This is a genomic window from Marinomonas sp. 5E14-1, assembly GCF_039939215.1.
In the GTDB taxonomy this organism is placed as follows: Bacteria; Pseudomonadota; Gammaproteobacteria; order Pseudomonadales; family Marinomonadaceae; genus Marinomonas.
In genome coordinates, this window is record NZ_JBDXMW010000006.1 from 198,140 (window position 1) to 222,260 (window position 24,121).

The 24,121-nt window shown below is 42.2% G+C and carries 25 protein-coding genes; 13 read left to right on the forward strand and 12 right to left on the reverse strand.

All coding sequences use genetic code 11. The features are described from left to right. The first annotated feature begins 22 nt into the window (after positions 1-22). Genes cyoC through ABFY09_RS07685 form a run of 6 tightly spaced genes read left to right on the forward strand, consistent with a single transcriptional unit; the run spans position 23 to position 3,515 of the window. On the forward strand, positions 23-643 hold the full coding sequence (cyoC, locus tag ABFY09_RS07660; RefSeq protein ID WP_347983712.1) for a cytochrome o ubiquinol oxidase subunit III: 621 nt from the start codon (positions 23-25) through the stop codon (positions 641-643). Then, positions 643-978 carry a cytochrome o ubiquinol oxidase subunit IV gene (gene cyoD / locus ABFY09_RS07665; RefSeq protein WP_347983713.1) on the forward strand — a complete coding sequence of 112 codons (336 nt, stop codon included), beginning with the start codon at positions 643-645 and terminating at the stop codon, positions 976-978. Before cyoC ends, cyoD begins: the two co-directional genes overlap by 1 nt. A gap of 16 nt (positions 979-994) precedes the next feature. Continuing rightward, positions 995-1,903, forward strand: coding sequence for a heme o synthase (gene cyoE, locus ABFY09_RS07670; RefSeq protein ID WP_347983714.1), 909 nt, complete (start codon positions 995-997; stop codon positions 1,901-1,903). After that, positions 1,900-2,523 carry an SCO family protein gene (locus ABFY09_RS07675; RefSeq protein WP_347983715.1) on the forward strand — a complete coding sequence of 208 codons (624 nt, stop codon included), beginning with the start codon at positions 1,900-1,902 and terminating at the stop codon, positions 2,521-2,523. Before cyoE ends, ABFY09_RS07675 begins: the two co-directional genes overlap by 4 nt. A 39-nt stretch (positions 2,524-2,562) precedes the next feature. Then, positions 2,563-3,072, forward strand: coding sequence for a hypothetical protein (locus ABFY09_RS07680; protein WP_347983716.1), 510 nt, complete (start codon positions 2,563-2,565; stop codon positions 3,070-3,072). A gap of 11 nt (positions 3,073-3,083) precedes the next feature. Beyond that, positions 3,084-3,515, forward strand: a complete 432-nt coding sequence (locus tag ABFY09_RS07685) for a copper chaperone PCu(A)C (protein WP_347983717.1) — start codon at positions 3,084-3,086, stop codon at positions 3,513-3,515. 21 nt (positions 3,516-3,536) lie between these two features. Here the strand turns inward: ABFY09_RS07685 and ABFY09_RS07690 are convergent, their stop codons facing one another. Beyond that, positions 3,537-4,022: a TlpA disulfide reductase family protein gene (locus ABFY09_RS07690; protein ID WP_347983718.1), complete on the reverse strand. Its 486-nt coding sequence runs from the start codon at positions 4,020-4,022 to the stop codon at positions 3,537-3,539. Between the two features lie 256 nt (positions 4,023-4,278). Here ABFY09_RS07690 and ABFY09_RS07695 point away from each other — a divergent pair, with 256 nt between their 5' ends. The 4 genes from ABFY09_RS07695 (at position 4,279) to ABFY09_RS07710 (ending at position 8,370) form a co-directional block, all read left to right on the forward strand. Then, positions 4,279-5,943 (forward strand): tannase/feruloyl esterase family alpha/beta hydrolase, encoded by a 1,665-nt coding sequence (locus ABFY09_RS07695; protein ID WP_347983719.1) that lies wholly within the window; start codon positions 4,279-4,281, stop codon positions 5,941-5,943. A 110-nt stretch (positions 5,944-6,053) separates the two neighbouring features. Further along, positions 6,054-6,665: a gamma-glutamylcyclotransferase family protein gene (locus tag ABFY09_RS07700; protein WP_347983720.1), complete on the forward strand. Its 612-nt coding sequence runs from the start codon at positions 6,054-6,056 to the stop codon at positions 6,663-6,665. Then, positions 6,655-7,716, forward strand: a complete 1,062-nt coding sequence (locus ABFY09_RS07705; RefSeq protein WP_347983721.1) for a class I SAM-dependent methyltransferase — start codon at positions 6,655-6,657, stop codon at positions 7,714-7,716. The genes ABFY09_RS07700 and ABFY09_RS07705 overlap by 11 nt, the downstream gene beginning before the upstream one ends. A gap of 195 nt (positions 7,717-7,911) precedes the next feature. After that, positions 7,912-8,370, forward strand: a complete 459-nt coding sequence (locus ABFY09_RS07710) for a DUF1456 family protein (protein WP_347983722.1) — start codon at positions 7,912-7,914, stop codon at positions 8,368-8,370. Between the two features lie 68 nt (positions 8,371-8,438). On the opposite strand, the gene dctP is transcribed toward ABFY09_RS07710, so the two are convergent. The 4 genes from dctP to ABFY09_RS07730 all read right to left on the reverse strand — a co-directional run bounded on the left by dctP (position 8,439) and on the right by ABFY09_RS07730 (position 12,431). Continuing rightward, a complete protein-coding gene (gene dctP, locus ABFY09_RS07715; RefSeq protein ID WP_347983723.1) occupies positions 8,439-9,509 on the reverse strand; it encodes a TRAP transporter substrate-binding protein DctP in 1,071 nt (356 codons plus the stop codon). A 40-nt stretch (positions 9,510-9,549) separates the two neighbouring features. Next, complete coding sequence (locus ABFY09_RS07720) at positions 9,550-10,842, reverse strand: TRAP transporter large permease (protein WP_347983724.1); 1,293 nt, start codon at positions 10,840-10,842, stop codon at positions 9,550-9,552. 75 nt (positions 10,843-10,917) lie between these two features. Beyond that, positions 10,918-11,472, reverse strand: coding sequence for a TRAP transporter small permease subunit (locus ABFY09_RS07725; protein WP_347983725.1), 555 nt, complete (start codon positions 11,470-11,472; stop codon positions 10,918-10,920). Between the two features lie 56 nt (positions 11,473-11,528). Continuing rightward, positions 11,529-12,431: an aldo/keto reductase gene (locus ABFY09_RS07730; RefSeq protein WP_347983726.1), complete on the reverse strand. Its 903-nt coding sequence runs from the start codon at positions 12,429-12,431 to the stop codon at positions 11,529-11,531. A 263-nt stretch (positions 12,432-12,694) separates the two neighbouring features. On the opposite strand from ABFY09_RS07730, the gene ABFY09_RS07735 reads away from it, so the two are divergent. From ABFY09_RS07735 to ABFY09_RS07745, 3 genes are all read left to right on the forward strand, one after another. After that, positions 12,695-13,426, forward strand: a complete 732-nt coding sequence (locus ABFY09_RS07735) for a GntR family transcriptional regulator (protein WP_347983727.1) — start codon at positions 12,695-12,697, stop codon at positions 13,424-13,426. 50 nt (positions 13,427-13,476) lie between these two features. After that, positions 13,477-14,604, forward strand: coding sequence for a Gfo/Idh/MocA family oxidoreductase (locus ABFY09_RS07740; RefSeq protein ID WP_347983728.1), 1,128 nt, complete (start codon positions 13,477-13,479; stop codon positions 14,602-14,604). 182 nt (positions 14,605-14,786) lie between these two features. After that, the gene (locus tag ABFY09_RS07745) at positions 14,787-15,770 is read left to right on the forward strand and encodes a TauD/TfdA family dioxygenase (protein ID WP_347983729.1); all 984 of its coding nucleotides are present in this window, start codon (positions 14,787-14,789) and stop codon (positions 15,768-15,770) included. Between the two features lie 317 nt (positions 15,771-16,087). Here the strand turns inward: ABFY09_RS07745 and ABFY09_RS07750 are convergent, their stop codons facing one another. The 7 genes from ABFY09_RS07750 to ABFY09_RS07780 all read right to left on the reverse strand — a co-directional run bounded on the left by ABFY09_RS07750 (position 16,088) and on the right by ABFY09_RS07780 (position 23,975). Continuing rightward, on the reverse strand, positions 16,088-17,116 hold the full coding sequence (locus ABFY09_RS07750; RefSeq protein ID WP_347983730.1) for a peptide ABC transporter ATP-binding protein: 1,029 nt from the start codon (positions 17,114-17,116) through the stop codon (positions 16,088-16,090). Then, positions 17,113-18,081, reverse strand: coding sequence for a dipeptide ABC transporter ATP-binding protein (gene dppD / locus ABFY09_RS07755; protein ID WP_347983731.1), 969 nt, complete (start codon positions 18,079-18,081; stop codon positions 17,113-17,115). Before dppD ends, ABFY09_RS07750 begins: the two co-directional genes overlap by 4 nt. An 11-nt stretch (positions 18,082-18,092) precedes the next feature. Continuing rightward, complete coding sequence (dppC, locus tag ABFY09_RS07760) at positions 18,093-19,007, reverse strand: dipeptide ABC transporter permease DppC (RefSeq protein ID WP_347983732.1); 915 nt, start codon at positions 19,005-19,007, stop codon at positions 18,093-18,095. 10 nt (positions 19,008-19,017) lie between these two features. Then, positions 19,018-20,028 (reverse strand): ABC transporter permease subunit, encoded by a 1,011-nt coding sequence (locus ABFY09_RS07765; RefSeq protein WP_347983733.1) that lies wholly within the window; start codon positions 20,026-20,028, stop codon positions 19,018-19,020. A 171-nt stretch (positions 20,029-20,199) separates the two neighbouring features. Further along, positions 20,200-21,792, reverse strand: a complete 1,593-nt coding sequence (locus ABFY09_RS07770) for an ABC transporter substrate-binding protein (protein WP_347983734.1) — start codon at positions 21,790-21,792, stop codon at positions 20,200-20,202. Positions 21,793-22,369: 577 nt separating this feature from the next. Then, positions 22,370-23,251, reverse strand: coding sequence for an NAD(P)-dependent oxidoreductase (locus ABFY09_RS07775; RefSeq protein ID WP_347983735.1), 882 nt, complete (start codon positions 23,249-23,251; stop codon positions 22,370-22,372). A gap of 454 nt (positions 23,252-23,705) precedes the next feature. After that, the gene (locus tag ABFY09_RS07780; RefSeq protein WP_347983736.1) at positions 23,706-23,975 is read right to left on the reverse strand and encodes a hypothetical protein; all 270 of its coding nucleotides are present in this window, start codon (positions 23,973-23,975) and stop codon (positions 23,706-23,708) included. Positions 23,976-24,121: the final 146 nt, after the last annotated feature.

Here is a 24,121-nt window from a genome sequence, read left to right on the forward strand (position 1 = left end):
ATATTAATTTTGGAAGAGATTTATGACTGCATTAACTAACGATCATGATACTCATGACCATGATGATCACCATCACCACGAGGCGGAAGCCGCTGACCGCTATGTGTTTGGCTTTTGGCTATACATAATTAGTGACTGTCTGCTTTTTAGTACTTTATTTGCTACTTACGCAGTAATGGGGCAAAGCTTTGCGAACGGTGTGAAACCAGATGAGTTGTTTAATTTAAGCTTTGTTGCTGTTGAAACTGCATTGCTATTATTGAGTAGTTTTACATTTGGCATGGCAATGTTAGGTGCTAATGTTGAAAACATGGCAAAAACAAAATTCTGGTTAATGATTACTGCATTGCTAGGCCTTAGTTTTCTTGGTATGGAAATTTATGAGTTTGTTCATTTCAGCCATGAAGGTGCAACACCACAAACAAGTGGTTACTGGACATCTTTCTATAGTCTTGTTGCGACTCACGGTCTGCACGTAACAGCAGGTTTGATTTGGATGTTTTTCCTCTTCATTCATTTTAATCGTGATGGTTTTTCTAATGAAAATAAAATTCGTTTATCTTGCTTAAGCTTATTCTGGCATTTCTTAGATATTATCTGGATTTGCGTATTTAGCTTTGTATATTTAAGAGGAGCTATGTAATGTCATCATCTGAAACTGGTCCTGGCGGGCAAGCTCACGGTAGTGTTAAAGAATATGTAATAGGGCTTATCTTATCTGTTGTATTGACAGTGATCCCTTTTTATTTAGTCATGTCTGGTGTTGGAAGTGATACTTTCACTGTTATCGCAATTGTTGTTGCAGCGATCGCTCAAGTTTTAGTTCAAATGGTATTTTTTCTTCATATGAATGGCTCTTCCGAGCAAACTTGGTTAACTGTTTCTGCTGTATATTCAGTGTTTATTTTGCTTTTTGTTATTATTGGTTCTTTGTGGATATTTGAGCATTTGAATCATAATATGCTGATGGGACACTAATCTAGTCGAGATGATTATGTTTAAAGACTATGTTTCCCTAACAAAGCCAGGCATCATCTACGGAAATCTTATAGCCGCTGCAAGCGGCTTTTTCCTTGCTGCTAAAGGAAATATTGATTGGTATCTATTGCTTATTATGTTGCTTGCAACAGCTTGCATTGTTGCGGCTGGGTGTATTGTTAATAATTATGTCGATCGTGATATTGATTTAAAGATGAGCCGCACGAAAAACCGAGCTCTAGCTCAAGGTCGTGTTAGTGTTGCCTCTGCGCTTATTATGGCGCTTGCTCTTGGTATCGCCGGATTTACTCTCTTACATATATATACAACAGCTTATGCAGTCTTATTCGGTGTTATTGGTATCCTGGTTTATGTTGGCCTCTATACATTGAAGTACAAGCGTAACTCTGTCTATGGAACGCTTGTTGGCAGCTTATCTGGTGCTTGTCCTCCTGTTATGGGTTACGTCAGTATTAGCAATGGTTTTGATGTTGGTGCTGCTATCCTCTTATTAACCTTTTGTTTCTGGCAAATACCTCATTCTTACGCCATTGCTATATGCCGATTTGATGATTATAAAGCTGCCAATATACCTGTTTTGCCTGTGAAGTATGGTGTACAAATGGCAAGGTATCATATGTATGTTTATATTGTTGCTTTTGCCATTGCAGCTTTATTACTTGCAGAAAGAGGCATAGTAGGAAATGTATATGCTTTGATTATGAGTTTAATGAGTATTTATTGGATATATCTGGTTAAAATCGGCTATAAGGTTGAGAACGAAAAAGTTTGGGGACGAAAGTTATTTGTTTTTTCCATTCTTATTATTACAGTGTTCAGTGTCCTAATCTCTGTTGATTATGTTAACCACGGACAAGTAGAAATTGTTTCGCTGCAACCTTCTCAACTGGCAATGCAATCATGAATGAATCCAAAATTGTAAAAATCTCAGTCTTCGCGGCTCTTTTTCTCTCTATTTCTATCATTGTTTTCTATGTAACAACAACGACTCGCCCGATTGGAGAGAAATACAAACCATTGAGTGAATTAGGCGGACCTTTTACTTTGGAAACAAAGCAAGGCCCTTTTTCACTGTCTGATATCGAAGGCAAAGTTGGCGTTGTGTATTTTGGATTCTTAAGTTGCACTGAAGCATGTCCTGCTTCTATTGGCGTAGTTCAAGCCGCCTACAAACAACTGAATGATGAAGAGCGAGGCAATGTTCAGTTCTTATTTGTTAGTGTTGACCCTGAGAGAGATTCTTTAGAGGATCTTTATGATTTTGGTGACTATTACGATAATGATCTTTTGGCACTTACTGGAACAAAAAAAGAAATCGATAAAGTTACCTCTGATTATGGTGTGTTTTTCGAGTTAACAGACCTAGAAGGCTCTGCACTTGGCTACACTGTAGATCACTCATCTCGCTTTTATATGATAGATAAGCAAGGCAAATTGTTTACAACAATGAGCCATAGTACGACTCCGAGTGAGCTGGCTGCTCGAATCAAACAGCTTCAAAATATGGAAAGCACTTCTTCCTAACTGTCTATCCATTGTCACACCTAAATGAAAGGATGTGTTATGTATATTACTCGTCATTTGTTTTTGATTTTTAGTATTATTTCTTTGTTCACTGTATCTCTAAATACGCATGCAAAAACTTCTATGTCTGTTATAGCGGAGGAGCATGAAATCGAACAATGTAAGCAGCCTTTAATCGCTATTGCCGATGAACTGATTGGCAAAAATGAACACAGGCTTTATGTGGATCAGCCTAAGCATCATGCGAATAAATACCCATTCACAGTCATTGGTGTTATTTCTTATAACGATCAGGATGCTCAGGTGCAGTTTAATGCGTCACCTATGGTAAACGGTGAATGTGAAGTGTCCTATCAAGAAGTGTTTGCTTTACCTGAGACTTGTTTAGCTGTACGTGAGCAAGTTTTTAAGAAATGGGAATACGTTGGTCGATTAAGCCAAAATAGCTTTTTCTTACGACACAAAGAGCGTTTTACTAAGAACGCGACATTAACAAGTATAAAGTCTGGTTCTGAGTGTTTAGTTACTCGACGTCATAGTGGTATATAACAGGTAATCCAATGAAAAAAACAATAGCGCTAGTGTTGATGGCCTTAAGCCCATTTGCTTTTTCTGCACAGCTAGAAGTAAGTAGAACCAATGTCAGAGCCAACGTGCCTGGAAGTGATAACACAACGGCTTATATGCTGATTGAAAACCTCACTAAAAAAGATGTTCGTATTGTTGGTGCAGAATCAGATGTTTCTGCATTTACTGAGCTTCATAGTCATAAAATGGATGGCGATACCATGATTATGCGCCATGAAAAGTACATTGACGTCGACGCAGGCGAAAGTGTTCGTTTCGCACCAAACGGTTACCATATTATGTTGATTGGATTGGACAAACGCGTAAAACACGGTGAGAAGGCCACAATCACATTAAAATACGATGATGGCACATCTCAAGCGTTCAAATTTGATGTCATCGATCCAAGAAAAGCCGCTAAATAGCCGACGGATTAGTCAGAGTATTTAGGTCTTCTCGTGTTGGTGTTTTGCTAACAAGGCTTCTATTCCTTCAATGGTTACCTTGCCATGCAGAACATCAACAATGTCTCCGTCCGGAGATAAGAGATAAGTGGTAGGCAATACCGCAGGCAATCCCATTGGCAGCGACTCAAGGGAAGACGTCTTCAGCACAGGGAGCTGAATCCCATAACGTGCTTTTAAATCCAGAATTTCTTGATCCGATAAGCTGTCATAGCTGATCCCAAAGACACGTAACTCTCCCGCTTGTGCGAGCGCATTCAATTCAGGCAGCTCTTCCAAACAAGGCTTACACCATTCTGCAAAGTAATTAATCAGAGTCCATTGATCACTTTTCCAGTCGTACGATTTTCCTGATACAGCATCAAAAGAAGGGGCTTTTTGTAGTCCTAAAATAATCGCTAAGGTGAATACAGGAAGTAATGCGCAGGCTAAAAGCTTGATGAAGAGTGACTTATTTTTTATAAGCATAAAGAAGCTCTAATGAATTAAATTAAATGTTATTATCGCAAAACAAACTTATTAAGAAAATGTCATCCTCGCTTTGAGCTAAGGTATTCTTTTTTATTTCGTTTTCCGCTTTAGTGAAACTTTCTATTTATCTCATTATTCGTTATTTTGATTGTTTGCTTGTTGAATCTCTTACGCGGCAGTATTTACTGGAAACTTTTGCGGTTATTTCAAAAATTAGTTGGATTCGACACTCGAACCAAAAAGGACGATGTACATGAAAACGCTTTTAAGCTCGGCAATTATGGCCAGCGTTGCTTTTATTTTTGGAGCCAACCCCGTTTATGCGGATGAGCTTCGTTGTCAAGCACTCTTAACTCATGGACTCGAAGGCGTTGAGATTAAAAGTGCCATGCATCAATCTGATAAAGAAGTCCGAAGCCCTTATTGTTTGGCTTCGGGTGTAATGTCTCAGTATCTTGGGACTGATGGCAGGTTCTATTCAATCAAGTTTGAGCTGCGACTCCCTGACTTTTGGCAAGGGCGTTTTGCTTATCAATTTAATAGTGGATATGGCGGTGAAGTGAAGTCTGCGTTAGGGGCAATCACTGGCCTTTTACCTTCCGAGTATGCAATCAACCAAGGCTTTGCCGTCATTACCAGCGATGGCGGCCATGATGCCAGTGCGTACCCTGAAGCGGGCCTGGCTGCAACGGAGGCTTTTGCTCACAACCCTCAAGCGCGTCGTAGTTATGCATACGAAGCGGTAGAATACTTAAATCCAGTCGCTCGTTTCTTAGTCGAGCTTTATTATGAAAAGCCCATTCGATATTCATATGGCATCGGGCATTCGGACGGCGGACGCTTAGCCATGATCGCGGCAACTCGTTTCCCCAATATGTTTAATGGATTGTTAGTCGGTTCTCCCGGTTTTAATGCCCCACGAGCGGCATTACAACATGCGTGGGATGTTCAAGCTCTGCATCGAGTTAACGACGACATCAGCCAATCTTTAACACAGCGTGACCTCGACTTCTTCGCTCAAAATGTTTTGAACACGTGTGATGGTTTGGATGGCATAAACGACGACATGATTTTTGCCTCTGATGCTTGCCAGCAAGTGTTTAAACCAACTGCTTTAGTGTGCAAAAGCAATTTTGACCGAGACTGCCTGCCGTTAGAAAAAGTCTCTGCGCTTATGAAAATGCATCAAGGGCCACACAATTCAAAGAACCAAGCTTTGTACACTAGTTGGGTTTATGACTCCGGCATCCGTTCAGATAATTGGCGTGTATGGAAAGTAAAAAGTGATGTTTCAGCTTGGAACCATCAACCAGCAGGTTTGGTAAAAGGCGGCGCATCATTAGCGCACATTTACACCACGTCTTATGCCGAAATTAAAGGTGATGTGTTTTCCCTAAAAGAGTATTTATTAGCGTTCGACTTTGATCAAGATGCTCCTAAAATATATGCCACGAATCGTGAATTCACAGATTCTGCCATGACATTAATGACGCCTCCTGATGCGGCGAAGCCTAAATTAACAGGCTTTAAGCAGAATGGCGGTAAAATGATGGTGTTTCATGGTAACAGTGATCCTGTTTTCTCAGTAAAGGATACAGTTAGGTGGTATGACTTCTTAGACTTTGGCTTAAGTGGCCAAGCTGATGGATTCGTGAAGTTTTATCGTATTCCTGGTATGCCTCATGGCCAAGGTGGCGCTTCGACAGATCAATTTAATATGCTACGACCTTTGATTAATTGGGTGGAAAGACAAAAGGCACCACAAGACGTTATTGCAGCAACGCGGTTAGATAATCCAGAAATTACATCTCGTATGGCAGGGTTAACTCGTCCTTTGTGTCCTTATCCGTCTTACGCTAAGTATCAGAGCGGTAACCACCGTGATGCCAAATCCTTTGTTTGTGCTACTAACCAATAGAACCTACCCGTGCTTTGGAAGAGAAACTGAGCTGGCACTGCCTAAGGTCAAAGGCTATCATGCGTGTCATTCTAATTGTCTCATGAATGACAGCTTGCTTGGAGGCGAATATGAGCTCATCAGATCGACATTTTATTTTAGGCTACGGTAGTTTGATTAGTAGCGAAAGTCGTGCGAAAACCGGTGAAACGGGTCAGGTTTGGCCGGTTAAATTGCATGGTTTTGAGCGTCATTGGTCGGTCATGAGTGATGAGTTTGGTATGAGCTCGGTCGCTGTCATTAAAGCGTCGGATAAAGCCTGTAACGGTGTGCTGGTTGAAGTGCCTTTTGATCAGTTTCCTTTGTTTGATGAGCGTGAGCGAGGTTATCACCGAGCAATGATCCAAGCGGATCAGTTAAGCTCTTATCAAGCCACGTCTTTACCGGAAGGAACCTACTGGATTTATTATACGGACGATATTGTTGAACCAACTCAAGGTTGCCCTATAACGCTTAGTTACCTTGATGTTATTTTGTCTGGTTGCCTAGAGTATGGTGATGCTTTCACTCAAGATTTTTTGATGTTGACGAAAGGTTGGACATCATCGCCTTTATTGAATGACAGAAAAGCGCCACGTTATCCGAGAGTACAACCTGATATTGAGACAGAGCGTTTAAATACTTTATTAGCGCCTGTAACCACCCTTTCTATAAAAGAGCTATCTGTAACTTATGAATCTTAACTCAACGAGCCAATTGCTGGTGCGTAATGAAAATGAACTCTCAGGCAAGGTTTTGTTTGCCAACCCAGAAGACACTTATCCTTTGGATATCAGTCGGCAGGCCGATGTGTATGTTTGGTGCCAATCTAAAACTTCTTATGATGCATTAGATCGTGTTGGTTTTGCCGAAGAAAAACTGCTGCTGTCTGAGCAATGGACTATTGAAAATGGCACAGATTTCGACTACATCATTGTTTATCAGCCTAAAGCCAAAGAGCTGTTGGATTATTTATTGGCTGCGGTTTTGCCACTTCTAAAAGACGGCGGACAAATTTGGTTAGTGGGTGACAATAAAAGTGGCGTCAAATCCTCTGCCAAGCGTTTAGAAGCTGGTTTAGACGAAGTTGGTAAGCTAGACAGTGCGAAACATTGCTTGCTCTATGCGGGCTACAAACGCCGCCCAGCGAAGCCTTTTGTATTTGAAGATTGGATTGTCTCTTGGCAACAAGAAGTGGCAGGACAGACACTTACTTTATGCAGTTTGCCCGGTGTATTTGGTCACGGGAAACTGGATAAAGGAACAGAGCTATTATTGAACCAGTTAAACGAACACCGCTTTATGAGCGATGCCGCCAATGCTCGAATTCTCGACTTTGGTTGTGGCGATGGCATCATTGCGCTTTGGTTGTACAACAAAACTGGCGCGCGCATAACGGCGTTGGATGACAGTGCATTGGCTCTCAAAGCAACGGAGCTAACTTTCGCAGCAAACCAAGCCTGCGATGCTCTGACAACGTTGGCTTCGAATGGGCTAAATGAAGTGAAAGGTCGATTCAATTACGTTGTAACAAATCCGCCTTTCCATACTGGAATTAATACAGATTATAGTATCGCAGAAAGCTTTTTCATGACGGTTAAGCAGCATTTAACTTTGAACGGTGAACTGTTTGTTGTAGCGAATGATTTTTTACGATACCCACCGATTTTGGATGCGGCGCTGGGTTCACATACTCGCCTTTTCCGAGATAAAGGCTTTGCTATTTATCATGGACGTCAGCCGAAAAAACGCTAATTACTAGCGTAATTTGATGATATTAAAAACGCGCAGACTTCTTCAGAAGACGCGCGTTTTTTTATGTTTAGTTCATCATCATTTTCGCGATGGTTTTAATCACAGTAATCAAATGCCTCATCTGTTAAACTGGCGCCTTATAAATCTTTAAACCCATTATATTGATGGCGCTAACCCTAACACTAGGAATCCATTTTGAATAACAACGATGTTCTACGACGCCTTCGCTACACCTTTGACTTAAAAGAATTAGCGATCGTGGAGATATTTTCTGCGGCAGATTCTTCTGTGTCTCAAACTCAGGTTTCGGCTTGGTTAAAGAAAGAAGAGGATACTGGCTATGTTGAGATGATCGATGTCGAAATGGCGAGTTTTCTTAACGGTTTTATTAATACCAAACGTGGTAAGCGAGAAGGCCCTCAACCTATTCCGGAAACGCGTTTAACAAATAATGCTATTTTTATGAAATTGCGCATTGCTTTGAATCTTCAGGCTGAAGCGATTCTAGATATCATGTCATTGGCTGAATTTAACCTAAGTAAACATGAGCTTAGCTCTTTTTTTCGCAAGCCAGATAATCGCCATTATTGTGAATGCAAAGACCAAATCCTACGTAATTTTCTGATGGGGCTGCAAAAGCATTATCGCCCTTGATATTGGAAAACAGGCATAAAAAAAGAGACGGCAAGCCGTCTCTTTTTTGTTTGTGCTGAACAATCTAATTAATGTAAATCAGACTCGTATTCAGCTTCTACTTTTTGTTCTGCTTGTTTTGCTGCACCGCTCAACAAGTTAAACCACTTGTCACCGTCTTCAATGCTTTCTTTAAACCAACTGTATACAGGTTCAGCCGCTTTAGCGAACTGTGCCTTTTCTTCTGGAGTTGGAACGTATAGATCTCCGCCTGATTTGTTAAACGCCTCATAAGCCGCAATCGATTTACGTTTTGGTGAAGCAAAGGTTGCTTGCTGTAGCGCGGAGAAACCATCGACAACAACACGACGAAGTTCTTCAGGCATATCCAAGAAAGTATCGTTATTCATGTACCACAAAGCAGACATATAAGCATGGCCATCAAGTGTCACATATTTTAGGCCGGCGTCTGTGAACTTCATGCCCATAATATCCGTGATACCGTTTTTAGAACCTTCAACGACACCCGTTTGGAAAGAGGTGAAAAGGTCTCCCCATGGAATTGGCGTTGGGCTAGCACCCAAAGAGCGAACCAATTCTTGAGGTAAGTCTGAAACCACGGTACGGATTTTTAAACCTTCCAAATCTTCAGGAGACTTAACCGTACGTTTTGTGTTGGCAAAGTTACGCCAGCCGCCAGTGTTACCTATAGTCATTAGACGAACAACATTGTCTGAATCTTCTAGGATTTGCTTGCGCAACTCGCGAGTAAAGTCGCCAGTGAGCACTTCCTCTGCAATGCGGTCATCACGTAATACATAAGGCAGATCCAAAACTTGTACGTAAGGATACATAGCAGAAGCGCCACCTGACGTAGAAATGTAAATATCAATTGCACCGTCTTCTAGGGCTTCAAGACACTCTACACCGTTGCCGCAAAGCTGAGTGCCCATAAAGATATCGACAGCGATTTCGCCATTAGAATGAGCTTCTACGAAGTCTTTAAAGACAACCAAGCCATCATAGTCTTCATCGTTTTCATTTGAGTTTGCAACAGCACGAATATTAAATTCAGCCGCCTGAGCGACATTGCCAAACATGACGCTCGCGCCAATAAAACTTGCTGCAATCACACTATTTATTTTTGTTTTTGTGAACATGAAAAAAATCCTCTTTTATGGTTTTTCTTTGCATTTCAAACTATCCAGATACCAGCCCGAGTAGCCTTGGTAACGTCATGGATAGAGATGGGAAAAAGGTAATCAAAAAGATCACTGCCACTTCAACAGCCAAGAATGGCAATATAGCTTTAGAGATGCTTTCGATACGTTCGCCAGAGACACTGGAGGCGACAAAGAGCACCAACCCCATGGGCGGTGTTGCTAGGCCGACGGTCAAGTTAACACTCATAATGATGGCAAAATGGATTGGATCAACGCCAATGTTGATAAAGATAGGCCCTAAGATGGGGCCCAAGATAATGATGGCTGGGCCCGCATCCAAGAACATACCAACAACGAACAATAAAATGTTGATCAAGAACAACAACATCAATGGGTTTTCACTGATCGTCAGTACCCAGCTCGCTAAAATTTCTGCACTGTGAGACAAACTAACAACCGTCTTAAACGCAATCGCAGAACCTACGAGTAGAAGTACCACAGCGGATGCTTGCGCACCTTTGATGAAAATATGCGGCAAGTCTCTTAATTTAACTGTCTTCATTACCCAGACACTGATAATCAGCGCATAAGCGGTAGCGACAGCAGAAGCTTCAGTCGGTGTGAAGATACCACCGATGATGCCACCTAAAATGATAACGGGAGCAAACAAAGGGAAGATGGCATTTTTAGTTGCTTGGCCGCGCTCTGTCCAAGTGGATTTAGGACCAGCAACAGGGAAGTCATACTTCTTCGCCATTAAGGCAACCATGGACATTAAGCCAACACCGATCAATATACCTGGCACAATGCCGGCTGCGAATAAGGCGGCGACAGACACTTCCATTGTGTATGCATAAATAATCATAATGCCGGACGGTGGGATGATTGGACCGATTACAGACGACGCCGCCGTAATTGCTGCGGCGAACTTTCGGCTATAGCCATTCTTTTCCATCGCAGGAATCATCATAGAACCGATCGCAGACGTATCCGCAACAGCAGAGCCTGACAAGCCTGCAAACAACATGCTCGACATGATATTCACGTGAGCCAAACCACCGCGAACGTGGCCGATAAATGATTGGGAAAATTGGACCAAATTCATGGTGATGCCACCGCGGTTCATCAGCTCACCTGCGAGCATGAAGAAAGGGATCGCCATCAATGGAAAGGAATCAACTCCGTTATAAATATTACGAAACAACAAGCCGACATCACGTTCCATTCCGGTGGCATAAAGCATTAAACCCGGCGCCATAAGCATGGCAAAGAATACGGGCATACCAACCAGTAACAGAACGAGGAATAAAGGTAAAAATAGAGCTAGCATATTTTCGTTTCTCTTTTTTATTATTATTTTCTGCCTTGCTGTTTAAGATGCGAGGCAATTCGCGAACATCAGAGGTTAGTCTGGATTCGCATCGGCACGAACTTCCATAGCAATCTGAAACTCTTTTTTATGTCCCAAGAAGCAACCCAACTCGCGTAAGCAGAGTTCAATATTGACCAGTAACATAGTGAAAAAGCACACAGGCATCGCCAGATAAATCCAAGCACGAGAAATATGAATAGAAGCGGCGCGGCTACGAAAGCCACGTTCAAAGAAGTCTATTCCCATTGACGTCAGCTTCACTAACGCGATGCCAGCCATCAATAATAAAGCCAACTTCAATAAGCTAGAAGCCTTTTCAGGCAAGGCTTGTAAAAACATATCGATAGCAACGAAAGAACCACGACGATAGGCTTCACCAGAAACCATCGCCATCATCCAAATCATCAGTGCTCTTGCTGCTTCTTCTGGCCAAGGCAGTGCGTCGCCAATAACGTAGCGGCAAAACACCTGCAGTAAGATCACAGAAATCATTGCAGTTACTAACATCCAAGCAACACTTCGGCCGATACGGCTTAACAGAAAATTGATGGTCGCTATGCCAGTAACCAAGGTTCTAAGAATGACCATTTTCTTCTCCCTCAATAAACATTGTTATTATTTTTTCTTGTTTAAAGGGTAACGAATTAAGGCACTTCTTGGCCTGCAGCGGCAGTCCAAAGTTCGAACCAAGTTTCACGGTCTATTGAGATATCTAAGATTTTAGACAAGTCTTTAATGCGCTGTGTATTGTTTGTTCCTACAACAGGCAGAATATTTGCAGGGTGCGCCAATAACCAAGCAAGTGCAATATGGTCAGATGATGCGCCTTGTTCTTTGGCTAGACGTTCAAATAATGGTGCTAAGCGACGAGTTTCTGGTGTGTCGGCAAACAATGCGCCGCCAGCAAGTGGTGACCACGCCATTGGTGTGAGTGAATCCAGTTGCATTGCGCTTAAGTTTCCATTAGTGAACGCGTTTCTTTCTAACAGGCTCATTTCCACCTGATTGACGACCAAAGGATGCTTCATGTTGTTTTGCAGTAAGCGCCAATCCCAAACTTCGAAGTTAGATACACCAACCGCGCGAACTTTACCGCTGTCGATCAGAGCATCAAGTGCTGCGCCTGTTTCTGCTGCGTTCATGAATGGATCCGGACGGTGAATGAGTAGCAAATCTAGGTAATCTGTAGAAAGGTTTTGTAAGCTCTTTTTAACGCTCGCATTAATGTAAGTGGCACTTGTATCGTAAAGCTTCACACGACGAGTTGGGAATTTATCTGAGATAAGTCCGATGTCGCATTTGGAAATAAGTTGCATTTTAGAGCGTAAAGAAGGGTCTTGAGCAAGCGCTTGACCAAATAATTGCTCACATTCGTAATCACCGTAAATATCGGCGTGATCAAAAGAAGTAATGCCTTGATCTAGGCACAAATCAATTTTTCCTCGTACGTGCTGCGTTGAAGCATCTGCTGCATCCGCAAGACGCCACACTCCATAAACTAAACGGCTTAGTTGTACGTCTGATTTTCCGAGTTGAATCATTTGCATTGTATTTTCCCTAAGACTGTAACCTTCATTCTTTGATGTAGGTTGTCTGTATCTTATTATTGTTTTGATTTACTGGTTCAACGGAGAGATTTCGTTGTTAATACCAGTAGTTGTATATTCACATTATCAGTGTATTCTAATGATGTAAATCAATGGTGAATGAATTTTTGTGAAAAGTATCGCTAAATGAAAAAATAAGCCTAACAATAGGAAAAATAGGTATTTCAAATGCGAATGATTAACAGAAAAGCTCAGGAGACAGAGTGGAAAAACAACACTTGGAAAAAAAGAAGCAAGCGAAGCAATTGCCTTTGTTTATTCAGATTAGTGAACTGTTGAACAGAGAGATTGCGGCAGGGCAATGGCTTCCTGGTGACCGTTTGCCTATTGAAGCTGAGTTAGCCACGACGCTTGGAGTTGCCATTGGTACATTACGGAAAGCTTTAAAAAAGCTTGAAGAGGATGGTCTATTAGAACGTAGACAAGGCTCGGGAAACTATGTGAAACGAGCGCCAAGTGGACGTGCTGTTTATCAGTTCTTTCACTTAGAAACCCTCACTGGCGGCGGTATTCCTACAGCGGATATTTTGTCGGTTACGGCCGATGATGATGCCTTTGTTAAACTGCAGTTAAAAGTTGAAGGTGATGGAAAGCTCTGGTGTGTTAAGCGGGCAAGATATTTGAACCGAGAACTGGTTGCGATGGAGCAGATTTGGTTCCGTCATGATCATGACCCAAAGCTCAAACCAAAAGATCTACATGAATCTCTTTATCTCCACTATCGAGAGCAATTCTCTTTTTGGATTAGCCGAGTAGAAGACGAAGTGGATTGTGGCGAGTCGCCTGAATGGGTTTCTGAGGCGTTGGGCTTAGAAAATAAAGCCATCATGCCGAAGGTACATCGTCGTAGTTGGTCAAACGAAGGTAAAGTCGAAGAATTTTCATTTACTTGGTATGACCCAAGAAAATGTCGATATGTTGCGCGTTGGCATTAAAAAATAATTAAAAAAACAAAACTAACATAAATAAAAACAAGAGGTTAGATATGGAAAAGCGTGTTCGTTATGGCATTCTTGGCTGTGGAATGATGGGACAAGAGCATTTGAGAAATCTTGCGCTTATTGATGGCGCTGAGGTAGTTGCAATCACAGAGCCAAATAAAGAAATGCAAAAACGTTGTGCGGAATTGGTCTCTGATGCGCACTTCTTCAATAATCTAGATGACATGCTGAATGCTAACCTTGAGCTTGAAGCCCTTGTTATTACAACACCAAACTACCAACATGCCGATCAGCTATTACAGCTTTTTGAGCAAACCTCGCTGCCAATTCTTGTCGAAAAGCCAGTTGTCACCAGCCTAGAGCAAGTCGCTAAAATTCGAGCTGCTGCCGCGAAGCACCCAGCACCAATTTGGGTTGCAATGGAATATCGTTATATGCCGCCTGTTGCTCAATTTAAAAAGCAAATTGTGAATGGCGACATTGGCAAATTCACCATGCTGAATATTCGAGAGCACCGCTTTCCATTTCTAGAAAAAGTGGATGATTGGAATCGCTTTAACAGTAAGACTGGCGGCACTTTAGTTGAAAAATGCTGTCACTTCTTTGATCTAATGCGTTTGCTAACAAAGAGCGAAGTGAAGCGTGTTTATGCATCCACTGGACAAGACTGTAATCACCTTGATGAAAGTTATGACGGACAAGCTCCTGATATCATTGATAATGCGTTTGTGATCGCGGACTTTGAAAATGGTCAGCGTGCTTGTTTGGATCTAAATATGTTCGCAGAAGGTTCGCGCTACCAAGAAGAAATTTGTGCCATTGGCTCAGATGCGAAACTTGAGTGCTTTGTGCCAGGCCCAGGCCGCTTTTGGCCAAAAGAAACTTTAGGTCCTGCTCCTATTCCTAAAGTTGTATTAAGCCCACGCGCTCCTAAAGGGCCGATTGAGGCTGACATTCCTGTAGACGATAAGTTGTTAGACGCTGGTGATCATAATGGTTCCACTTTTTATCAACATCTTGGTTTCTTCAAAGCCATCACAGAAGGTGCACCTGTAGATGTTTCTCTTGAAGACGGTTTGAAAGCGGTTGTGATTGGTTTAGCAGCTCAACATTCCTCAAAAATGGGGCAGGCTATTTCTTTGACAGGTGAAGGTTTTAGCTTTTCTGAATAAAAAATATAAGTATTGTAAATCAATGTCTTAAATGATTTTGTGGGATTTTCTAACCTAAATTCATTCACTATTGATTTACTTAATGCTTAAATCGGATTAGAGTGGCTTAATAATTCATCTACCATTGATTCATGCCATGGTAGAAATTCATTAAACACTATTACTTTCATTAGGAGTAAATAATGAGTGTCGTAATTTCCAAACTAGAAGAACAAAAACAAGTAAATGGGTTGGATTTTCCTTTGCTAGTAACGCCTCATAATGACGAAGTGAAAAAGGATGCGTCTACCTTTTTTCATTGGGTCGAAGAGAACAAAGCGGAATTGCACGAAAAATTGATTAAGCATGGTGCGGTTTTGTTCCGAGACTTTCCAGTTGTTAATTCTGATGATTTTGAGCAAATGCTTAATGAGACGAATTACAAAAACATGCCTTATGTTGGTGGCGCGGCACCGCGTTCACAGGTGACAGAATCCCGAATTGTGACGGCGAATGAGTCTCCAGCTTCAGAAAAAATTCCTTTTCACCACGAGATGGCACAAGTACCAACACCTCCTGGTTACATTTTTTTCTATTGTGAGACGGCAGCAGAGAAAGGAGGCGCAACGTCTATTTTGCATTCAGGAGAAATCTGCAAGACTTTCTTCGACATTGCTCCTGAATTCGCGAAAAAAATTGAAGACCAAGGTGTGCGTTATATTCGCGTGATGCCTGAAGTAACAGACATAACGTCTGCGATTGGTCGTTCTTGGAAAGACACTTTCTTGGTGCAAACTCGTGAAGAAGCAGAAGAAAAAATGCGCGAAGCGGGAATGACTTGGGAGTGGTTAGATAATGGTAATGTTCGTACAGAAACTCGAGTGCTTTCTGCCATTCGCTATGATGAAGAAACTCAACAGAAGGTTTTCTTTAACTCCATTGTGGCTGTATTTACAGGTTGGAATGATAGCCGTAATGAAGGTAAAAAAGCGGTTGCCACAGCGAATGGCGAATTCATGGATGAAGAACAGCTTAATAAGCTAGTGTCTGCTATGGATGAACAATGTGTGAATTTCAAGTGGAAAGATGGCGATGTATTGTGGGTTAATAATCACACAGTACTTCATGCTCGTCAGCCGTTTGAGGGTGATCGACGTATTCTTGCTTCTATCTCATTCAAAGAGTAGGCGGAAACGAATTGAAGAAAATCACTGCTTTTATATGAAGGTTCATGGTCATTCCTATACGAAAGACCGATTGCTTTGTTCTCCTTAGTGTTAACTGCTTTCTCTGTGTACACGGCACTTAGATTTAATGAGAAGAAAGAAGCTTCTGTTGAAAGCTAATTGATCTACAAAAAAGATCAATGAAAAAGGTGAGATAAGATAAGCCATTTAAAATGACTTTCTTTCTCGCCTTTTTTGTTTGCGATTATAGAGGGTTAGGTTGAGGTAAAAAAAAGCGCCCTTGCGGACGCTAAAAGGCTCTCTGTGAGCAATTCTTTTTAAGCAACATTCTGCGTGTAGTTTTCTGTACGATTCTCTTCTACCGCATGACACGCAATTAGATGGCCTTGTTCTTGGCTATCATTACTGTCTAATCTCAATATTGGTGTTTCGCTTTTACAGCGATCATTGGCATAACTGCAACGACCATGAAAAGCACACCCAGAAGGTGGATTCAAAGGAGAAGGCAGTTCGCCTTCTAATTTGATTCGCGTGCGACGCTTTTCTGGAGACAGCTGCGGCGTACTGGAAAGCAATGCCAAGGTATAAGGGTGCTTTGGATTCTCGAACAATTGTGTACGGGAACCTTGTTCAACCACTTTACCAAGGTACATAACCATTACGTCATCGGCGATGTGTTCGACCACAGACAAGTCGTGAGAGATGAACACATAGCTCAAGCCGAACTCTTCTTGAAGATCCATCATCAAGTTCAATACCTGTGCTTGCACGGACACGTCGAGGGCTGAAACGGGTTCATCGGCGACAATCACATTAGGGTCGAGCATCAAACCACGGGCAATCGCAATTCGTTGGCGCTGACCGCCAGAAAACATATGCGGATAACGATCATAATGTTCTGCCTTCAAGCCAACCTTAGCCATAATAGAGATGGCTTTTTCTTTACGCTCTGCTTTTGACAAATTGGTGTTAATAACCAGAGGCTCTTCTAAAATCGCGCCAATTTTCTTACGCGGATTCAAAGAACCATAAGGATTCTGAAAGATGATCTGAATCTTCTGGCGAAGTTTCTTTTGAGCATCTTTTGTTAAGGTTAATAAGTCTTCACCTAGATGTGCCAAGCTACCACTGGTTGGCGTTTCAATCATGGTCAGCATACGGCCTAGAGTTGATTTACCACAACCAGATTCACCAACAACCGCCAGCGTTTTGCCTTTTTCAAGCTGAAAGCTGATGCCGTCAACGGCTTTTACCACAGCGTTTGGTTTCAGTAAGCCTTGTTTTACCTGATAGTGCTGTTTTAAGTCATCCGCTTTTAGAATGAGTTCGATGTCTTGTTGATTCATGCGGCTGGTCTCCCTTCGCTGTTCAATGGCGTGTGGCACTTTACTTGACGGTTAAGGTCGCCTTGGTTTTCAGGTTCCACTTTACGGCAATGATCTGTGGCATAAGGGCAGCGAGGGCTTAACAAGCAGCCAAGAGGTCGGTCATATTGACCTGGCACCACGCCAGGAAGCGCTTCAAGGCGAGATTTACCAGCGGCTGACTCGGGCAAAGAGGCCAGCAAAGCTTGAGTATATGGGTGTCTTGGTGTGCTAAAGACTTCTGATGCCGGGCCGGACTCAACAATTTGTCCTGCGTACATCACGATAACGCGATGCGCTACTTCCGCCACAAGTGCCAAATCGTGCGTAATCAGTACTAAACCCATTTGCTTTTTGCGTTGTAGGTCAATTAGCAGATCAATGATTTGAGCTTGTATTGTGACGTCTAAAGCCGTTGTCGGCTCATCAGCGATCAAAAGTCGTGGGTTACACGCGATAGAAATTGCGATCATCACACGTTGGCTCATGCCGCCAGAAAGCTGATGAGGGTAATTGTCCAAACGAGATTCAGGGGCCGGAATGCCGACTTGGGTAAGCAGCTCAATAGCGCGAACTTTTAGCTCTTTTTTGCTGCCACCTTGGTGCGTTTTTAGCGCTTCAATGATTTGATAACCCACGGTAAAGCATGGATTCAAACTCGTCATTGGGTCTTGGAAGATCATTGCAATGTCTGAGCCTGTTAGCTTTCGACGTTGCTTTTCTGGTATGGCTTGTAGGTCTTGGTTATCAAAAGTGAGTTGGTTTGCACTCACCTTGCCCGGGAAGTCAATTAATCCCATGATAGACAAAGAGCTGACACTTTTCCCTGAACCAGACTCCCCAACGATGCCAAGAACTTCCCCTTCTTCAACCTTATAACTGATATTATCCACGGCGCGAAAATGGCCGAAGGTAACGCTTAAATTTTCCAACTGTAACAGTGACATCTGAACCTCTCCTACTGCTTCAATTTAGGGTCAAGAGCGTCGCGTAAGCCATCGCCCATGAGGTTAAACGCCAATACGGTGATCAAAATCATCAAACCTGGGAAGGTTACAACCCACCATGCGCGTTGTACGAACTGCAGAGCGTTAGCCAGCATTGACCCCCATTCAGGGGTTGGTGGTTGTGCGCCAAGACCAAGAAAACCTAATGCGGCCATATCAAGAATTGCCGTTGAGAATCCCAGTGTGGCTTGCACGATTAAAGGTGCTAAACAGTTTGGCAAAATACACATAAACATCAGGCGCAATGGACTAGCACCAATAACCCGTGAAGAGGTTACATAGTCACGAGACATTTCAGCCATGGTTGCAGCGCGGGTTAAGCGCACGTAATGAGGCAATGAGACGATGGAAATCGCCAACGCAGCATTTACAATACTTGGCCCCAAAATCGCCACAATCGCAATCGCTAGCAACAAACTTGGCATGGCCAGCATGATGTCGACGATGCGCATGATTGCTGTGTCTATCATGCCTTTGAAATACCCAGCCACAAGGCCAAGTAAAATCCCCATCACCAAAGAGGCGGTCACTGCCACAATACCCACAGCGATAGAGAGTCGAGAGCCATGAATAAGGCGTGACAAAATATCGCGACCAACATCGTCGGTTCCTAAAATGAATGACCAATTTCCACCTTCTAACCAAGCGGGTGGTAAGAGTAAAGCGTCACGATATTGATCAGACGGTGAGTGGGGCGCAACGAAGTTGGCAAAAATCGCCATAAAGAAAATCAGTGCGATGACAATCAGGCCGACAAGCGCACCTCGGTTGCTGCTGAAGTAGTGCCAAAACTCTTGCAGCGGTGTCATAGGAATAGGTGCGGTAAGTTCGTGGTTTTCTGTGGACGTTTCGATAGATGTAGTCATAAACGCCTCCTTATCGGCTATGTCGAATACGTGGGTTTACAATGCCGTAAGTAATATCAACAAGAAGATTTACGACAATAATAATGCAAGCGACAATTAAGATACCGCCTTGTACAACTGGATAATCACGGCGTCCTATGGATTCGATCAGCCATTTGCCAATACCAGGCCAAGCAAATACTGTTTCGGTCAGAATGGCTCCTGATAACAAAATACCAACCTGTAAACCAATGACGGTAATAACGGGAATCAACGCATTGCGCAAAGCATGAATAACAATGACTCGCCAAGGCGCGATGCCTTTTGCTCGAGCGGTACGTATGTAATCTTCGCTTAGTACTTCCAACATGGAAGAACGCGTCATACGAGCAATAACAGCCATTGGTATGGTGCCAAGTACGATACTTGGCAGGATAAGATGAGACACGGCAGAAGAGAAAGCACCCTCCTCATCAGATAAAAACGTGTCGATCAGCATAAAGCCTGTAATGTCTTCAATCCAATAAGTGACGTCGATCCGCCCAGAAACAGGTGTCCATCCAAGATTGACTGAAAATATCAGCATCAATAGTAAAGCCCACCAGAAAATGGGCATTGAATAGCCTGTCAGAGAAAAGGTCATGACAGAATGGTCCACAATGGTTCCGCGCTTTACTGCCGCAAAAATACCGGCAGGTAAGCCAACGAGTATGGCAAAAATAGCGGCGCAGGTTGCTAATTCTATAGTGGCAGGGAATAGGGTTAAGAATTCACTCATGACAGGCTCTTTTGTAACCAAAGAGTTACCTAAGTCACCTTGTAGAACGCCCACCACATAACGAAAGTATTGAATATATAATGGTTTATCAAAGCCGAGTTGAGCGCTTAATTCAGCGTGGCGCTCTGCACTGACACCACGTTCACCGGCCATAACATCAATAGGGTCACCCGGTATTAGGCGAATAAGGGTAAAGGTCAATAAGGTTATTCCGAGGAACGTCGGAATAACGAGACTTAAGCGACGAAAAATAAATTGAAACATAAAGGACTGATTCTCTTACCGTGTTATAGGAGCACATCACTGGGATTCGAACAGTGGTTTGATTAAAGATAGGTTTAATCTGGTTTGCTCTATGAACAAAATGCCTACTCACGTCCCAGCGAGTAGGCATTTTCTATGTTGTCCAATTAAGGACGATTTCCTAAACGCGTGTTATTTGCTCACGCTGTGGAAATAGTGGCCGCCAAGTGGGTCCACTTTGTAGCCTTTTACTTCTTTACGAATTGGTTCGTAAACAACAGAGTGAGCCGTCGTGATCCAAGGCGCTTCACGTTTGAAGACAACTTGAGCTTCTTCATATAACTTAGTACGTTCAGCTTTGTCTGAAGTGCGTTTTGCTGCTAGTAATAAGTTGTTGAATTCGTCGTTACACCATTGTGCGCGGTTGGAGCCACCAACGCCTTCACAACTTAAAAGTACTGCTAAGAAGTTATCTGGATCACCATTATCTCCCGTCCAACCTAATAGAACCGTGTCGTGTTCACCTTTCTTAGAACGATCTAGGTATTCACCCCATTCATAAGAAACGATCTCAGCTTTTACGCCAATTTTTGACCAATCTTCCTGCATAACTTCGGCCATACGGCGAGCATTTGGATTGTATGGGCGTTGTACTGGCATTGCCCAAATGTTGGTAGAGAAACCATCTGGGTAACCTGCTTCAGCCAGTAGTTTTTTCGCTTTTACTGGGTCGTATGGATAATCTACAACGTTATCGTTGTAAGACCACATAGTTGGTGGAATAGGGTTTTTCGCTACTTTACCAGCACCTTGGAAAACCGTGTCAATGATGGCATTTTTATCTATCGCTAGGCTCAATGCTTGACGAACTCGAATATCATTGAAAGGCTTTTTCGTTGTATTAAACGCTAGGTAACCAACGTTCAAACCTTCTTGGCTTAACAAATTGATGTTTGGATCTGCTGCCATTTGCTGAATATCAGCAGGGTTTGGATAAGGCATTACATCACATTCACCTGCTTTTAATTTCGCATAACGAACAGACGCATCTGGTGTAATAGAGAAAACAAGACGATCTACTTTCGCTTTGCCTTTCCAGTAATCTTCGAAGGCTGTGTAGCGAATCAAAGAATCTTTGCGGTACTGAACTTTTTGGAAAGGACCTGTGCCAACTGGATCACTGTCTAGTTTTTCAGGTGTGCCAGCTTTTAATAACGCATCTGCTTGCTCTTTAGAGAAGATAGACGCAAAGTCCATTGCCATGTTTGCAACGAAAGGTGCTTCTTGTTTGTTAAGCACAAACTTCACCGTGTAGTCATCGACTTTCACGATTTCTTTTATCAACGTGTCCATACCCATTGCTGTGAAGTACTCGTAAGAGCCACCAGAAACCATGTGGTAAGGGTTGTTTTTATTGCCTTGACGATCGAATGAGAAAATAACGTCATCGGCGTTGAAATCACGCGTAGGTTTGAAATCTTTTGTCGAATGGAATTTTACGCCTTTGCGTAAATGGAAAGTGTATTCAAGGCCATCGCTTGATACATCGTAGCTTTCCGCCAAACCTGCTTCTGTTTCCGTTGTACCCAGTTTGAACTCAAGCAAACGGTTAAACATGTTTTTAGAAGACGCGTCGAACGTTGTACCAGAAGTGTAAAGTGAAGCATTAAAGCCTTCAGGGCTACCTTCTGAACAGTAAACTAATGTGGTTGCTGCATGAGCAGATGTACTGATTGCTCCAGCGGCTATGAGTGCAAGCGTCAGTTTTCCTAACCCTTTTTTCATTGTAACTCTCCAATTAACATAATTATTTATCGTGCGAACACGTGGGAAGTCGAATCAAGGTATTCGTTACTTTTGTGATTTTTAATAGTAGGGAAAGTGTCTATGATGTACTTATTAGAAATACAGCCTAGCTTAAATACTTGTTTAAACTGGGTTGTTCTATCTCATCCTTGAGCCCCATTTAGCCACTTAAACGCCTTTGAATAATCAAGGTCGTCCGAAAGTTGCCTCCCTAAAGATTACGGAAGCGTTATTAAATGACCAATCGAAATAACGATATGCGCTATGCATCTAATGAATAAAGAATGTGCGTGAAATGTGTAGGACGTTGTTATAAAAGGATTTTTTTTCTCTTATACAGAGTAATGATGGAGGTTAAGAGTATGCTTTTTTTATAAAATGAAAAATAAGATAGACAAAAGTAAGGTCTTGTTACGCTCTGCTTAGTTGTTGAAACACAGAATAGAGAGCTTGCTCGTGGAAGAATGATGTTAGACAACAAAGCTGAATTACACCTAAAAAAAGCCCATTAAGTGAGAGTCAGTGGGCTTTGAATCATAACCAGAAAGCTTCAATATTAAGCTTTCTTATCGAATGCTTTCACTAATACAGAAGTGTCTTGGCGACCTCGACCTTCTTGTATTAAGTCTTGGTAATCCTGATCAATTGCTTCTGTTAGAGGTAAAGTGATATCCATTTTTTCGGCTTGAGTTAAGCAGAGGCTCAAATCTTTATGCATCCATTCTATAGCGAAGCCAAAATCAAACTCGTCTTTCGCCATGGTTTCGCCACGGTTTTCCAGTTGCCAAGAGCCTGCTGCACCATACTTTAATGTGTCGACCAAGGTTGCGATGTCTAAATTGGCCTTCTGTGCGAAACGAATACCTTCTGATAAACCGGATAAAACACCACCGATCAGGATCTGGTTTACCATTTTTGCTAGTTGGCCATTACCGACTGGTCCCATCAGAGTGGTAGCTTTTGCATAGCAATCTAATACTGATTGAGCTTTGTCTAAGTTGCTTTGCTCTCCACCGATCATGACGGTTAATACACCATTTTCCGCACCTGCTTGGCCGCCAGAAACCGGCGCATCCATAAATAAGAAGCCTCGCTCGTGTGCTGCTTGCTCTAGCTCTTTGGCGATTTCTGCAGAAGCGGTTGTGTGATCGATAAATAAGGTGCCTTTTTGAGCATTTTGAAACGCACCGTCATCGCCTAAATATACGGCGCGTAAATCATTGTCATTACCAACACAAGTTAGGACAATGTCTGCTTCTTGGGCTGCTAATGCAGGTGTTGATGCAGGTGTTGATGCAGACGTTCCTGAATACTGTTCACACCAAGTTTGGGCTTTTTGGTTTGAGCGATTATATACAGTGACATCATGGCCGGCTTTGCTGACATGGCCTGCCATTGGGTAGCCCATTGTTCCTAATCCGATGAAGCTGACTTTCATTGCATTCTCCTCGTTGCTTTGCTCAATATGTTGCTTTTTGATCACTCAATAATACGTACTTGTTAATGAATTACGAGGTACAAAAAGCACTGAAATCGAGCATACAGAAAGAAAAACGCAGAATATTCTTAGAAATTAGTTGGTTACCTTATAAGGTAACACTGCACTCACATCCTGTGGATAACTTTGTGTAAGAAAATTTGTACTCAAGCTTATTTCGAAAAAATAGAGGTGTTTTTAAATAATCGTGCATATTTTATACAATTTTGGCTTTTTTACTTTTGAGCTTCAATTTCTTCTTTACAAAGTCAAGAGCGATACAGGCTTTTATTTTATAAAAATGACTTTTTAGATTCCCATAATTAATATTAATTCTTAATCTATGATCATATTTTTCATTAAGAAATTCAAATAAACCTATTATAAAACAATATCCTAAGAACAAATTATGGGTTTATTCTAAATAAAGCAAAGTGCGAGCTAATTGCTCGTTTTCAGAGGAATCCAAGTGTATGTCATCGGCTTCGCTTGGTTGCAAAATACCAGCATAATTTAGGAAAAGATAATTTTTGTGAATGGCAATACCTTGGTAGTGTTGGTGAAAATGTTGAGACTTTTCAATGGTTACGTCGAAATTGGTGGCCAAAGTCTCCATTGGGGATAAAAGATTTGGTGCTGCGATGGTGACAGGTGCTGGATTTGGAAATCCGTGAGAATTTGGCATTCTAGACCTTTCTACCAACTTCTCGATGCCTTTTTTAGCTTCGTAGGCGCCAACGAGGCTGTAGAATTACTCATTCCCAGCCGATTTAATTAATATAAATCCACCATATTTCACATCCAACTAAAACTCAACAGGCCATTCTATTT